Raw genomic sequence first — 13590 nt, 5'->3', positions numbered from 1 at the left:
ATCTTCTCCTAAGAAATCGTACGAGCCGCAAGCGTATTAGCAGCCTCTTTATGTTCATGCATGATCTGTTCAATATCTTGACCGACTAACTCACCGGCCTTAACGCGCCACTCGCCATTCACCATTACGGCTTCTGCGCGATGTGCCCCACACAACAGCAGGGCGGCTAATGGATCGTGAGCACCGCTAAAGCGCGGCTCATCAAGCTTAAATAGAGCTAGGTCGGCTGCTTTGCCCACCGCGAGCTCACCTATATCGTTACGGCCTAATACCTGCGCTGAGCCTTTGGTACCCCAACGATAGGCGTCAAAATGGGTGACCGCAGAGGATCCGTAACGCAGGCGCTGGATGTACATGGCTTGGCGAACTTCTTGAATCATATTCGAGCAATCGTTCGACGCAGAACCATCGACACCCAAACCAACCGGTGAACCAGCAGCTTCAAGCTCTTTCACTTTAGCTATTCCCGATGCGAGCATCATATTCGAGCTTGGGCAGTGACAGACTCCGACGCCAGCTTTACCCAATCGGGCAATCTCTTCGTCATTAAAATGTATGCCGTGCGCCAACCAAGTGTTACTGGATAGCCAACCAACAGACTCTAGGTAATCTACCGTTCGCATACCAAAAGAGCGTTCACAGAAGTTCTCCTCGTCGATGGTCTCTGCTAGGTGCGTATGGAGTCGAACATTGAGTTGTTTGGCCAGACTGGCCGTGTCACGCATCAACTCGGTCGTCACAGAGAAAGGTGAGCAGGGTGCTAATGCGATTTGTGACATCGAATAGGGTTCGCTGTCGTGATAGCGAGCGACCAGACGTTCAGAGTCTTGCAAGATCTCATCTTCCGTTTGAACCACGGTGTTTGGTGGTAATCCACCTTGATCTTGGCCAAGACTCATAGAGCCTCGGGTCATCGCCATACGCACACCCATCTCACGGCCGATTTCAACTTGATGATCAATGGCATCAGTAAGATTAGCTGGGAACAGATAGTGGTGATCAGAAGCGGTTGTGCAGCCGGACAACAGTAACTCGGCCAGTGCCAGTTTTGTGGCGGCACGATGAACCTCAGGATCTAAATTGGCCCAGACAGGGTAGAGCGTCTGAAGCCAAGGAAAAAGCTCTTTATTGAGCGCTGCGGGCAGTGCGCGAGTCAGTGTCTGATAGAAATGGTGGTGGGTGTTAATCAGACCGGGAATAACTACTTGATTACTGACATCAATCGTTTGATCAATATTAACGGGTGTTTCACCCTTGGCAACCAGCTCTACGATCGTCTTGCCACTGACAACAATACCGCCAGAAGCATCCTCATCGTTTCCCGTGTAGATGGCTAATGGATTGGATAACCAGATGCGAAGATTGTCTGTCATACTTTGGCGGATCTCAAAGCTTGTTAATAATTGAAAAATAGTCGTCTATTGAACCCAATATTTGACTCAAAAATCAAATAAAAATTAACTTCAAGGTCAGTTTATTTATTTGACCACTTGGTTAGGTTTTAGCACAATAAGTCTATTATATATGACCCTTCAGGCAGCATTCATATGATCAGTTACTGGAAAAATGGTTCCATTGAGCAGGATAGTCCGCTTTCCAATACCGAGACTCTATTGGAATTCCTGCGTGAATCTAAACGTCTCACAGGGACCAAAGAGGGGTGTGCCTCTGGTGACTGCGGTGCCTGTACGGTTGTGCTTGTCTCTTTAGATGATAATAAAAGGCTTAAGTATGAGGCGGTCAATAGCTGTTTGATGCCGGCTGCTGAGTTGGCTGGTAAAGCGCTGATTACGATTGAAGATCTAGCGCAAGGCGATGATCTACACCCACTGCAACAGGCATTTATAGAGCAGCACGCATCGCAGTGTGGATTTTGCACCCCAGGGTTCATTCTTTCTGCACTTGCATTGAAAAAGCACGAATCCAATCCTGATGTGGAGGCGATCGATGAAGCCCTAGGCGGCAATCTTTGTCGATGCACCGGCTATTCACCGATTGTTAAAGCGGTTCAATTGGCCGATTGCAGCCATGATCGATTTGCTCAATGTGAAGTTGAGTTAATCCATTCCCTAAAGCAGTTACAACACTCAACGGCATCCGTTGCCGGTTTCCATCAACCTCGAACATTAGAGGCGCTTTGTGAATTAAAATCGGAACATCCAGAGGCCATTTTGTTATCCGGTGGTACTGATTGGATGCTGCGGGCGACTCAGGGGCTTGAACAGGTCGAGACGCTTATTAGTACTGACAGAGTTGCCGCCTTACATCAATTAACTATTGTGGGTGGCCACTGGTCAGTCGGTGCAGCGGTCACTTTGAGTCGAATTAAAGATCGTGCAAAAGCGTCTGATTTTAATGCTCTTGATCAGCTGCTCAGTCGATTTGCATCACAACAGATCCGTAATCGCGCGACCTTGGGTGGTTCTATCGGAAATGCCTCTCCAATTGGCGATTTAGCTCCGTTGATGCTCGCTTTAGATGCAGAGTTGGTTTTGAGCTCTGTTCAACAAGAGCGAAGGGTTGCGCTAAAACATTTCTTCTTAGGCTATAAGCAGACCGCGTTGAGTTCGGATGAGGTGATCAGCCAGATTAACTTCAACCTTGCTGATCAGGCCCAAGTGCATTTTGAGAAGGTGTCCAAGCGCCTGGATGATGATATCTCTGCCGTCGCTGTAGCGACTCATTACAGGATGCATGAGGGACGGTTAACCTCATTGCGCATAGGGTTAGGGGGTATGGCAGCCACTCCGGTTTTGGCACTGGGTGTTATGGCCGCTTTTGAAGGTACAGCCCCCTCATCCATTACCCTTGATCAGGTCACTGATGCGTTAGGCGAGTTAACGCCTCTATCAGACCTCAGGGCCAGCGCTGATTATCGCCTCAAAGCCTGTGCCCGTGTCATTCACTTCCATCTAATCAGTGCGAAGGAGTCTGTATGAAACCTGTAGGCGTTTCAGTCACTCACGACAGTGCGTTGTTGCATGTGACGGGTAGAGCACGATATGTGGATGATACTCCCTTACCTGAAGGCACCCTGTTTGCTGCCATCGGGCAAGCATCCATCTCCCGAGGCCGTCTGTTATCTTTGGATCTGAGTGCAGTGCAAGAGGCTCCAGGTGTTATTGCCGTGCTGACGTCCAAGGATATTCCTGGAATCAAAGATATCGGTCCTGTCTTTCCGGGTGACCCACTTTTAGTGGATGGCGACGTGCTTTTTCACGGTCAACCGATCTTTCTTGTGGTGGCTACGGATGAGAAGCAAGCTCGCTCTGCGGCATTATTGGCTGAGGTTCAATACGAAGAGTCTAAGCCAATCCTCTCTATTGAAGAGGCCAAGTCCCAGGCGTATCGAGTACGTCCTCCTCATGTGATGCAGAGAGGCGATCTGTCCACAATGGACAGATCTGAACATCAGTTCTCTGGTGAATTGCGAATTGGCGGTCAAGAACATCTCTATCTTGAAGGGCAGGCCTCTTTGGCAGTGCCAACAGAGGAGGGAGGTATTCATCTTCTCTGCTCTACTCAGCACCCAACTGAGGTGCAAACCCTAGTCTCTGAAGTGTTGGGCCTTCCATTTCATGAGGTGGTTGTTGAAGTACGACGCATGGGAGGCGCTTTTGGCGGTAAAGAGACACAGGCAGCGCCTTGGGCTTGTTTAGCCTCACTGGCGGCGCACAAGCTAGGCAGACCGGTAAAACTTCGTCTACCTAGATCAACTGATATGACGGTGACGGGGAAACGACACCCCTTTATTAACCAATATCAAGTGGGATTCCGTAGTGATGGTCAAATCGAAGCGGTACAGATTGACATTAATGGCGACTGTGGCTGCTCTCCAGATTTGAGTGATGCCATTGTAGATCGTGCGATGTTCCACAGTGACAACGCCTACTATTACCCGGCTGCAAAAATCACTGGTGAGCGTTGGCGAACCGATAAGGTTTCTAACACGGCGTTTCGTGGCTTTGGCGGGCCTCAGGGGGTCATCACGGCTGAAGCGATGTTGGATGATATTGCACGCACCTGTAAACAGGATCCTTTAGATACACGGCTTAAGAACCTATATTCAGGTCAGCAGACACACTATGGTCAAACCGTCGACGGAACAACGCTGCGGGAGATCATGACCCGCCTTAGAGAGAGTGCTGACTATGACCGTCGTCGTCAGAAAATAGCTAAACATAACTTAGCTTCATCTCGTTATCTTAAAGGGCTGGCGTTAACCCCGGTGAAGTTTGGTATCTCCTTTACTGTTAAGCATCTCAATCAAGCGGGCGTGCTTGTTCACATCTATACAGACGGTTCCGTTCTGGTCAGTCAGGCGGGTACTGAGATGGGGCAGGGACTTTACACTAAAGTGGCTCAAGTGGTTGCCTCAGTATTGGGCATTGAGATCGATCGAGTGAAGATGAGCAGCACTCGAACTGACAAGGTTCCCAACACGTCACCGACAGCAGCTTCAAGCGGCAGCGACATGAATGGTATGGCAGCCCATGACGCAGCGACCACCCTGAAGAGTCGAATTGCAGATTTCATTGCCAATCGCGAATCGATTAGTGCCGAAGAGATTGAATTCAAACAGGGGCTATTGAGCTGGGGTGCCAGTTCAATCACTTTTGCCGAGGCTGTAAAAGCAGCCTATATGGATCGTGTTCAGCTCTCTGCCACAGGCTTCTACAAAACGCCAAATATCTGGTATGACAGAGCTTCTGCACAAGGCAACCCATTTCTTTACTACGCTAACGGTGCCGCCTGCTCGGAGGTCATTATCGATCGACTAACGGGCGCCACTCATATCGAACGAGTCGATATCTTGCACGATACGGGTAGCTCATTGAATCCAGCCTTGGACAAGGGACAGATAGAGGGTGGGTTTATTCAGGGAGTGGGGTGGTTAACCAGTGAGGAGCTTAAGTGGGATGACAAAGGGCGTCTACTGACAAACTCCCCAGCAACTTACAAGATCCCAGCGATTAGTGATCGACCCACTAGGCTAATTATCGAATTACTGGATAAACCGAACAGTGCGGCAACCATAGCAAGATCTAAAGCAGTCGGTGAGCCACCCTTTATGCTTGGCATCTCTGTCTGGTGTGCAATTCGCGATGCAATTTCGAGTGTTTCCGGCTATGGTATATCGCCTACCTTAGATGCACCGGCAACCCCTGAGGCCATTTTAAACGCCATTACTACCCTTGAGGACTCTCTGTGATTCAACGTTGGAGCTACAAACTTGCTGAGCTGTTAAAGCGGGGGCAACCGGTTGTTTTAATCACACAGGTCGGTGAGAGAGGCTCCAGTCCACGTTCGTCAGGTGCCAAGATGTTGGTCACCAGTAACGCCACGGTGGATTCACTCGGTGGGGGTAATCTTGAGCATCAGGCGATTGAATTCGCACGACAGCTACTGACAGAGCAGAAAGATGGTCTGCACGAACTTGAGTACACTCTGGCCGGTAATCTTGGGCAGTGCTGCGGTGGAGAGGTTAGGGTGCTGTTTGAGGTTTTTAATACCTCTCTACAGCCTCTTTACCTATTTGGTGCCGGCCACATAGCTCAAGCGTTAGTGCCTCTGCTCGCGCAACTGCATTTTGCCGTTAACTGGGTGGATGACCGAGATGAGCTCTTTGTTCAGCCTATTCCAGATGGTGTGACCCGCATTGAACGTGATCCCATTGATGTGGCGCGAGATATTCCGAATGATGCATGGATGTTGATTATGACCCATGATCATCAACTGGATCTGGATCTTCTACTGGCAGCTATCGATGGAGGTCTGCCGACCTATACTGGCATGATAGGCTCAGAAACTAAGGCATTGAAATTCAGACAGCGTCTTGCTCAGCGGGGTATCTCTCAGGAAATCATTGACTCCATTCACTCGCCTATAGGCTTGCAGAATTTGCATACTAAATTGCCGGTAGAGATTGCGATTTCGGTTGCGGCTGATGTCATGACTCGGCTGCAGCAACAGCGGGGTGAATTATGAGTCAATCCTGGGCGTTACGTTGTCAGATCCTGAGTTGTACTTCTCAACCTAAAGATGATGAAGGGTGGTTCTATCACTCAGATGGGCTTATCTGGATAGTCGATGGATTGATTAAACGGGTAGGCAGTTACACTGATTTAAGAGAGCATATCCCCTCTGATCTTCAAATCGAGCATCGTCCTGGGCATCTACTGATTCCTGGATTTATCGATACCCATGTTCACTACCCACAACTTGAAATGATCGGTGCCTACGGGACTCAACTGTTGGATTGGTTGAATCGATACACCTTCCCTGTGGAATTAAAGTATCGCGATATTGATTACGCGACAGAGCAGGCTGGACGGTTTCTCGACCAGTTATTGGCGAACGGCACGACAACCGCCCTGGTGTTTGCGACCTCTTCGGTTAACTCAGTGGATGCCTTTTTTGCAGAATCCCTACGTCGTAATCTACGTATGGTCAGCGGCAAGGTTTTAATGGATCGGCATGCACCAGATGATCTGTGTGATACCCCTCAATCGGCCTATGACGACTCCTGTTCGTTAATTGACAAATGGCGTGGTAGTGGACGGTTGGGTTACGCGGTAACACCTCGCTTTGCACCCACATCGACCGACGCGCAATTAGAGGTCGCTGGTGCTCTAATGAAAGAGAATAGTGATGTCTACCTACACACCCATCTCTCTGAGAATGTCGATGAGATCGCATGGGTAGGGGAGTTATTTCCTGATCGCCAGGGCTATTTAGATACCTATGATCACTTTGGACTCGTGACCGATCGTTCGGTGTTTGCTCACGGCATTCACCTCAATGACGCTGAGATGCAACGTCTTCATGACTGTGGCTCCGCTATTTGTCACTGCCCATCCTCCAATCTTTTCTTAGGATCGGGGTTATTTCCTTTGAAGCGTCTGCAACAGGCTGGCGTTAATGTGACTATGGGTACTGATGTTGGGGGTGGTACGTCGCTCTCTATGCTGAGCACCCAAGGTGACGCCTATAAAATTCAGCAGATGGCGGGACATCTTCTTAAACCTTTAGAAGCCTTCTATATGGCCACTCTGGCCGGTGCTAAGGCATTGGGGCTGGATGATCGAATTGGTGCTTTAGCGGAAGGGTATGAGGCCGATATGGTGTTACTCGACTTGGCCTCTACACCGGTGATCGAAGAGCGGATGAAACGGGCTGATCAGATTGAAGATGTCTTATTTGCACTCTCTATTCTGGGGGATGATCGATCAATCGCACAGACCTATGTGATGGGAGAATCGGTCCTTTAGGTTATATTTTAACCTTTACTATCAACCGCTTGCCGCGACCTTCTCCGGCGATTTTTAAATCCAGATCGCCATTTAACTGATCAACCATAGCACCGACTATGGCCAAGCCTAAACCGCTGCCTGGTTGCGATCGCTGATTACCGCGAACAAATCTCTGCTTCAATCCGTTTAGATCTTCTGGCGCTAAATCGGGTGCCAAATTCTCAACACTAAAGGCACCGTTCGACTCTAATCGGATGATGACGGGGCTCTCATTGGGTGCATACTTCAAGCCGTTTTCGACTAGGTTGCTGAGTATGACGGCTAGAGCGTCAGGATCGATATCTAACAGGGGCGGTGATTCGCTGATTATTTCGACTCGATCATTACGAGGGTCTAGCTCGCGAGCAATCATCTTAACGATGAGCTCAAGATTGGTTGGCTCACCCTTGTATAGGGTTACCGATTCGGCACGCGCGAGTTGAAGCAGCTTATCAATCAGACGAGTTAGGCGTGCTAAGCTGGATTGAACAATCTTTAGTCGCTCAGCTTGATCCGTCGAACCAAGCTCATCAGAGAGTCTTTGCAGTTGAACGGACGCTACAGCCAGTGGGGTTCTTAACTCATGCGCACTGTTGGCCGCAAACTCACGTTCAGCTAGCAGTGCGGTTCTGAGTCGTTCAAGCAGGGCATTGGTAGCCTTTTGTACCTCTGTAAAATCTTCAGGGAGTTCGGCTTGTGCCATCGGCTCTAAATTGCTGCCGCCGCGGGTCGCCATATTCTCAGCAAATTGTTGAACGGGCACTAAACGTCGTTTCACTGCAATGTAGACCAGCAAAACGCTCAAAGGTAGCGCAATGGTAAAGACCAGTAAAAAGAGCAGGGCGGTATCAAATAGGACGCCGTAGCGGTGATCGACGGTCTCTGCGACCTGGAGATGGTAGCGACCATCTAGCGATGAAGCTGTATAGATGCTGAAATTTTTGCCATGGGTAAACCCTGTCTGCAAACTATCAAGCATTGGCGTCATGGGCGCATTATTCGAACGCACCAGTATTCGCCCCCTAAAGTCACGCAGTTGATACATCAGGTATTCAGGTTGATCGCCCAAAATTCTTGGACCAACGCTTAGATTGAGCGTGCCCAGCAAGCTTAGCTCAGGTCTAAGATCAAGCAGGCCGAATTGGTTAAGTCGGTAGTCGGATATAGCGAGGGGCAAAACGCGTTGTGCGGTCTCTTTTAGGCTTTGATCGTAGGTTGAATTGAGCTCTTTAACGAGTACCCATAGCGCGACCACCGTTGCCAATAACCAAACCAGCACCAAGCTCAGTGCAATTTGTACGCCGAGCTGAGCGGCTAAGGTTTTGGGTTTTATAAACACGCTAGGCCTCTAAACGGTAGCCTAGGCCACGTGCCGTTTTAATCAGCTCTTTACCCAGTTTCTTGCGTAAGCGACTGATGTAGACCTCGACGGTATTACTCTCTACCTCATGTCCAAAGGCGTAGAGACGATCTTCGATCTGCTCTTTGCTGACGATGTGTCCGGGTCGTTTAATGAGTGTTTCTAAGATACTCCATTCACGAGCCGTCAGCTCGACATCTTGCTCATCGACCTGCAGTGAGTGTTTTTGAAGGTCGGCCGTGATTCGACCAAAGGTGACCGCATTGGTTGCTAATCCGGCTCCTCGGCGTGTTACCGCCTGAATTCTGGCATTGACCTCATCCAAATCGTAAGGCTTGATCACATAGTCATCGGCACCGGCATCAAGACCGGCAATTCGATCACTGATTTGATCACGTGCCGTCAGGATGATGACGGGGGTTGTAAGCCCTGCTTGGCGACGCTTTTTAAGCCATGGGATGGCATCGCCGTCTACCAGCTGCAAATCGAGAAGAACAATATCGTACTCTGTTGTTAGTAGAGCGGTTTCGGCTTGGCGCAAATGATCGAAACCATCAACCGCCATGCCTGACAGCTCCAGATGTTCTGTTAAAGCGTTAGCTAATGCCAATTCATCTTCGACAAGTAGTACGCGCATGGCCAGCTCCCTGGTAGTGAATGCTCAAGTTTAGTTATTGGGCCAAAAGAGAATGAAAACAACCTTAACTAAGGCGTTTAGCTGATCTGCATACCTGCAAGAACCAGTGCCGTCAGCGTTTTCTCAGCCTGATCATAGACCTCTAAATTGAGTCGTCTTTGCCCCAGAGCGGCCTTCACTTGAAGTTCGTAATCGGCGTAGTGTTGGGTAGATGCCCAGATGATAAACAGTAGATGCTCTGCAGAGAGGTCAGGATTAACCTTGCCTGTTGATTGCCACTGTTTGATGATGTCACAACGGCCGGTAAACCACTCATGGTACTGCTTACCGAAGCGCTTTTTCATGTGCGGTGCGCCGTTGATCACTTCCCCTGCAAAGATACGTGAAGCTTCCGGGTTTTCGCGTGAAAAGGTGATCTTTTTAGAGATATATTCCGTGATGAACGCTTTAGGATCATCTTCGGCGACCAGTAGATCGAGGGATCCATCCCAAAGTGAAAGAATGTGAGTTAACACCTCTTGGTAGAGAGCCTCTTTAGAGCCAAAGTAGTAGTGTACATTGGGCTTTGGAAGCTCGGCTCTATCCGCTATCGATTGAACGGTGGTGCCTGAAAATCCTTTTTGGGCAAATTCACGTACCGCAGCGTTAATAATGAGTTGGCGGTTACGTTGACGAATGGCGCCGGTGTTTGAATCTTGGTTCATAGTAGATCTCTACTTATGGGTATAAATACCACCCTTTGATAGGCTGTTCTGTTACTCTAACGACTTGATCTTGTGGGTCAAGTTTTTACCTATATCAATCTGTTAGCTTAAGGTTTTTACTGTGTTTCGACTCTTTGAGCGTTTTACTCAGCCCTACCCAGAACAGGGTGAATTACAGCCCCCTTCAACGCTGTTTGCGTTCATGCGTTTTTATACCAAAGGGTTTGAGATTCCGCTGTTAATCCTGTCGTTAAGTACCGCTTCCATTGCGATTCTAGAGGCGGTTCTATTCAGTTTTATGGGTGATTTGGTTGACTGGATTTCGACCATGACACCAGCTGAGTTGCTCTCTGAAAAGAGCTCAGAACTCTGGATGATGGCAGCTGTGCTATTGATCCTGTTCCCGTTGCTAACGCTAATCCACTCTTTGGTGATGCACCAATCACTGTTGGGTAATTATCCAATGGCGATTCGCTGGCTGTCTCACCGATACCTGCTTAAACAGAGTGTCAGCTTCTATCAGAATGACTTTGCGGGTCGTATAGCGACCAAAGTGATGCAGACAGCGCTCTCCGTTAGGGAAGCAGTGATGAAACTCTTGGATGTGATGGTCTATGTGCTTGTCTACTTTATCAGTATGTTGGTGCTGGTGGCTCAATCAGACTGGCGCCTAATGATTCCCATGCTGGTTTGGTTGATCTGCTACATCGGCATTCAACTCTTTTTTATTCCTAAGTTAAAGCGGGTTGCGACTGAGCAGGCCGATGCTCGTTCAGTGATGACAGGCCGTATTGTCGACAGCTACACCAACATAAGCACGGTAAAGCTGTTTGCCCACACTCAGCGTGAGTCAGATTATGCCAAAGAGAGCATGGATGGCTTCCTAAAAACGGTCTACAGCCAAATGCGCTTAGGGACCGGGTTTAACGTGCTGGTTAACCTCATCAATTACCTTCTGACCTTTAGTGTTGCCGGCGTTTCCATTTATCTCTGGTCAGACTCAATTGTTACAGTGGGTGCGATAGCGATCGCGGTGAGTCTCTCTCTGCGATTAAGTGGCATCTCTCACTGGATTATGTGGGAGATCAGCATGCTGTTTGAGAATATCGGAAGCTCAGTTGACGGCATGAGAACGCTCTCTAAACCGATCGATATCATTGACAAGCCTGACGCGTCTGAATTGGCGCTCGTGAATGGCGAGATTGAGTTTGATGCGATTCAGTTCAACTATGATGTCGAAAAGCCTGTGCTGAATAAATTGAGCTTACACATCAATCCGGGAGAGAAAGTCGGTATTGTGGGGCGCTCAGGTGCCGGTAAATCAACGCTGGTTAATCTCCTGTTGAGGTTTTACGACCTGCATTCTGGTCAGATTAAAATTGACGGTGTCGACATTACCGATGTGACGCAAGACTCGCTTCGAGCGCAGATTGGCATGGTCACTCAAGATACATCTCTACTGCACCGAACGATTCGCGAGAACATTCTCTATGGACGCCCTGATGCCAGTGAGGAGGAGCTGTTGAAAGCCTTAAAGCAGGCTCAAGCGGATCTGTTCATTAATGACCTAACAGACCCTGAGGGTAATCGTGGTTTGGATGCGCAAGTGGGTGAACGTGGCGTCAAACTGTCCGGCGGGCAGCGTCAGCGCATCGCCATCGCGCGTGTGCTGCTTAAAGATGCGCCTATTTTGGTCCTAGACGAAGCAACGTCCGCCTTGGACTCTGAAGTGGAGGCCGCTATTCAAGAGAGTCTTTACCAATTGATGCAAGGTAAGACCGTCATCGCCATTGCGCACCGTCTATCAACCATTGCAGCAATGGATCGACTGATTGTGATCGATGAAGGGCAAATTGTGGAGCAGGGGACACACCAAGAGCTACTCAATTCCGGTGGGATCTATGCGCAACTCTGGGCCCATCAAACCGGCGGTTTCCTGGGTATAGAGTAAATATCTACTACTCAATACAGGATTGAGCTTGTCGCTCTTGCTCAGACAGGTGTGATTCTCGTTTGCGCATCCACAGGCGTGTTAACAGTGTGCCGATAACGTAAGCTGTTAACACGATCAAAATATCACTGTTAACAAAGCTGACCGCGGTGATCATTGGTCCTGGGCAGTAGCCAGCGATTCCCCAACCCACGCCAAACAGAGCCGCGCCAAGTATCAGGCGGCGATCAATCTGTTCCTTAAGTGGTGTTCTGAATAGTGTGTCGCAGACCGGTTTATTTCGCTTTAGAATCAAGGGTGTAGCCACTATGTTTACAGCTAAGGCTCCTGCCATGACAAAGGCTAATGAGGGGTCCCATTGCCCTGTAACGTCAAGAAAGTTGACCACCTTGGCGGGATCGATCATCTGGGCTACAGAGAGACCAAGACCAAATAGGGTGCCTGATATCAAAGCGACTAGTAAGGATTTAATGTTCATTAAGCGCCCCCTACAAGATGGCGAACAATGAACACTGTTATCATCGCTGTCAGCATAAAGATCAGCGTTGCTACAAGAGATCTAAAGCTTCTACGAGCCAAACCACATATGCCATGGCCGCTGGTACAGCCAGTGCCAAGTGCTGAGCCGATGCCGACCAAAAGACCGGCAAGGATCAAACCCACTTTTCCAGTAACGGGCTGAATGCTCTCTACACCAGGTGAGATGCCAAATAATTGGTAAAGCACACCGCCTACAACTAAGCCGACTAAAAATAGAATACGCCATGGGATATCACCTTTTTCGGGAAGAATAACACCACCGGCTATCCCTGAAATACCCGCTATCCTCCCTTTAAAAAGCAGAAGAACGGCAGCCGACAGGCCAATTAAGGCACCACCAAGGAGTGCACTGTAAGGTGTGAAATTAATAATTTCCATGGGTAATAAAAGAGTCTGAAATTTCGCGATCGATAATGCTAATGGAGATGAGTCGTTTTAGCTAGAAGTTTGGTAGATCAAAGGGTTAGAGTCTTAGATAATATTGAACGTTTAGTGCGTCTCTTGAAAACGTTTCTCGATTTTATCTAGAGTTGAATAACCTAAGGCTAGGGGTGTTATCGATTCATTGTCGACCAAAAGTAGGGCAGGAAATCCTTGAACGCCCAGGGATTTGCACAACTCTAGTTCACTGTTCAATTTTGAGTCTATCAGTTCACTGCTTAGCAGTTCAGCAAACTGAATTTCATCAAGCCCAATCGACGCGGCGCGCTCAATCAGGATGTTTGTATCAGATGGATTTTTAGCCTCTAGGTAGTAAGCCTGCTGAATGGCTTTGCTCATTAGTTGTCGACCCTGTGGATGAAGTTCACCGGCTGCTATGACGGCTCGACAACTAGGGTAGGTTGATCGTCTTGGTGTATTGTTGTGCCAAAAATCGTAGTTGAAGCGAGTACCTGTTTGCGACTCAATCCGTTGCCAGGTCGATGCAATCGCCTCACGCATCGATTGCGGCATAGGCTCATCAGAGTCTGGTGCCAGACCACCCATCACCCATAGTACGTCGAGATCTGGATGCTGTTGCAGCCAGTTATCTAACGTCTTTGAAAAGGCCCAGCACCACGAGCACATGGGGTCCATAACATAGATGAGTGATCTGTTTTCCATGA

The 13590-nt window shown here is 48.8% G+C and carries 12 protein-coding genes; 5 read left to right on the top strand and 7 right to left on the bottom strand.

Annotated features, from left to right (window positions below; translation table 11 throughout):
• Nucleotides 1-8: 8 nt before the first annotated feature.
• Nucleotides 9-1373 carry an 8-oxoguanine deaminase gene (locus tag XMG48_RS04945; RefSeq protein ID WP_173480954.1) on the bottom strand — a complete coding sequence of 455 codons (1365 nt, stop codon included), beginning with the start codon at nt 1371-1373 and terminating at the stop codon, nt 9-11.
• 174 nt (nt 1374-1547) lie between these two features.
• Between XMG48_RS04945 and XMG48_RS04940 the strand changes: the two genes are divergently transcribed.
• The 4 genes from XMG48_RS04940 to guaD are packed head-to-tail and all read left to right on the top strand — an operon-like array spanning nt 1548 to nt 7271.
• Nucleotides 1548-2939: a xanthine dehydrogenase small subunit gene (locus XMG48_RS04940; protein ID WP_173480953.1), complete on the top strand. Its 1392-nt coding sequence runs from the start codon at nt 1548-1550 to the stop codon at nt 2937-2939.
• Complete coding sequence (gene xdhB, locus XMG48_RS04935) at nt 2936-5212, top strand: xanthine dehydrogenase molybdopterin binding subunit (protein ID WP_173480952.1); 2277 nt, start codon at nt 2936-2938, stop codon at nt 5210-5212. The genes XMG48_RS04940 and xdhB overlap by 4 nt, the downstream gene beginning before the upstream one ends.
• A complete protein-coding gene (gene xdhC, locus XMG48_RS04930) occupies nt 5209-5988 on the top strand; it encodes a xanthine dehydrogenase accessory protein XdhC (protein WP_173480951.1) in 780 nt (259 codons plus the stop codon). The genes xdhB and xdhC overlap by 4 nt, the downstream gene beginning before the upstream one ends.
• The gene (gene guaD / locus XMG48_RS04925; protein WP_173480950.1) at nt 5985-7271 is read left to right on the top strand and encodes a guanine deaminase; all 1287 of its coding nucleotides are present in this window, start codon (nt 5985-5987) and stop codon (nt 7269-7271) included. The genes xdhC and guaD overlap by 4 nt, the downstream gene beginning before the upstream one ends.
• Before the next feature lies 1 nt (nt 7272).
• Here the strand turns inward: guaD and XMG48_RS12170 are convergent, their stop codons facing one another.
• The 3 genes from XMG48_RS12170 to XMG48_RS04910 form a co-directional block, all read right to left on the bottom strand.
• Nucleotides 7273-8631: an ATP-binding protein gene (locus XMG48_RS12170; RefSeq protein WP_173480949.1), complete on the bottom strand. Its 1359-nt coding sequence runs from the start codon at nt 8629-8631 to the stop codon at nt 7273-7275.
• A 1-nt stretch (nt 8632) separates the two neighbouring features.
• Complete coding sequence (locus XMG48_RS04915; protein WP_173480948.1) at nt 8633-9289, bottom strand: response regulator transcription factor; 657 nt, start codon at nt 9287-9289, stop codon at nt 8633-8635.
• 77 nt (nt 9290-9366) lie between these two features.
• A complete protein-coding gene (locus XMG48_RS04910) occupies nt 9367-9993 on the bottom strand; it encodes a TetR family transcriptional regulator C-terminal domain-containing protein (RefSeq protein WP_173480947.1) in 627 nt (208 codons plus the stop codon).
• Between the two features lie 121 nt (nt 9994-10114).
• On the opposite strand from XMG48_RS04910, the gene XMG48_RS04905 reads away from it, so the two are divergent.
• Nucleotides 10115-11944 (top strand): ABC transporter ATP-binding protein, encoded by a 1830-nt coding sequence (locus tag XMG48_RS04905; protein ID WP_173480946.1) that lies wholly within the window; start codon nt 10115-10117, stop codon nt 11942-11944.
• 7 nt (nt 11945-11951) lie between these two features.
• Here XMG48_RS04905 and XMG48_RS04900 read toward each other — a convergent pair whose 3' ends face one another.
• The 3 genes from XMG48_RS04900 to XMG48_RS04890 form a co-directional block, all read right to left on the bottom strand.
• A complete protein-coding gene (locus XMG48_RS04900; RefSeq protein ID WP_173480945.1) occupies nt 11952-12422 on the bottom strand; it encodes a YeeE/YedE family protein in 471 nt (156 codons plus the stop codon).
• Nucleotides 12422-12862, bottom strand: coding sequence for a YeeE/YedE family protein (locus tag XMG48_RS04895; RefSeq protein ID WP_173480944.1), 441 nt, complete (start codon nt 12860-12862; stop codon nt 12422-12424). Before XMG48_RS04895 ends, XMG48_RS04900 begins: the two co-directional genes overlap by 1 nt.
• A 111-nt stretch (nt 12863-12973) precedes the next feature.
• The gene (locus XMG48_RS04890) at nt 12974-13588 is read right to left on the bottom strand and encodes a DsbA family protein (protein ID WP_173480943.1); all 615 of its coding nucleotides are present in this window, start codon (nt 13586-13588) and stop codon (nt 12974-12976) included.
• Nucleotides 13589-13590 lie beyond the last annotated feature (2 nt).

This window comes from Marinobacterium sp. xm-g-48 (genome assembly GCF_013282925.1).
In the GTDB taxonomy this organism is placed as follows: domain Bacteria; phylum Pseudomonadota; class Gammaproteobacteria; order Pseudomonadales; family Balneatricaceae; genus Marinobacterium_E.
Note: the sequence above shows the minus strand (reverse complement) of the source record. Positions and strands in the feature narration are given on the sequence as shown.

Bases quoted from the DNA above. Each gene is read 5' to 3' on its own strand.
- XMG48_RS04945 (WP_173480954.1), bottom strand. From the start codon at position 1,373: ATGACAGACAATCTTCGCATCTGGTTATCCAATCCATTAGCCATCTAC.
- XMG48_RS04940 (WP_173480953.1), top strand. From the start codon at position 1,548: ATGATCAGTTACTGGAAAAATGGTTCCATTGAGCAGGATAGTCCGCTT.
- xdhB (WP_173480952.1), top strand. From the start codon at position 2,936: ATGAAACCTGTAGGCGTTTCAGTCACTCACGACAGTGCGTTGTTGCAT.
- guaD (WP_173480950.1), top strand. From the start codon at position 5,985: ATGAGTCAATCCTGGGCGTTACGTTGTCAGATCCTGAGTTGTACTTCT.
- XMG48_RS04915 (WP_173480948.1), bottom strand. From the start codon at position 9,289: ATGCGCGTACTACTTGTCGAAGATGAATTGGCATTAGCTAACGCTTTA.
- XMG48_RS04910 (WP_173480947.1), bottom strand. From the start codon at position 9,993: ATGAACCAAGATTCAAACACCGGCGCCATTCGTCAACGTAACCGCCAA.
- XMG48_RS04900 (WP_173480945.1), bottom strand. From the start codon at position 12,422: ATGAACATTAAATCCTTACTAGTCGCTTTGATATCAGGCACCCTATTT.
- XMG48_RS04895 (WP_173480944.1), bottom strand. From the start codon at position 12,862: ATGGAAATTATTAATTTCACACCTTACAGTGCACTCCTTGGTGGTGCC.
- XMG48_RS04890 (WP_173480943.1), bottom strand. From the start codon at position 13,588: ATGGAAAACAGATCACTCATCTATGTTATGGACCCCATGTGCTCGTGG.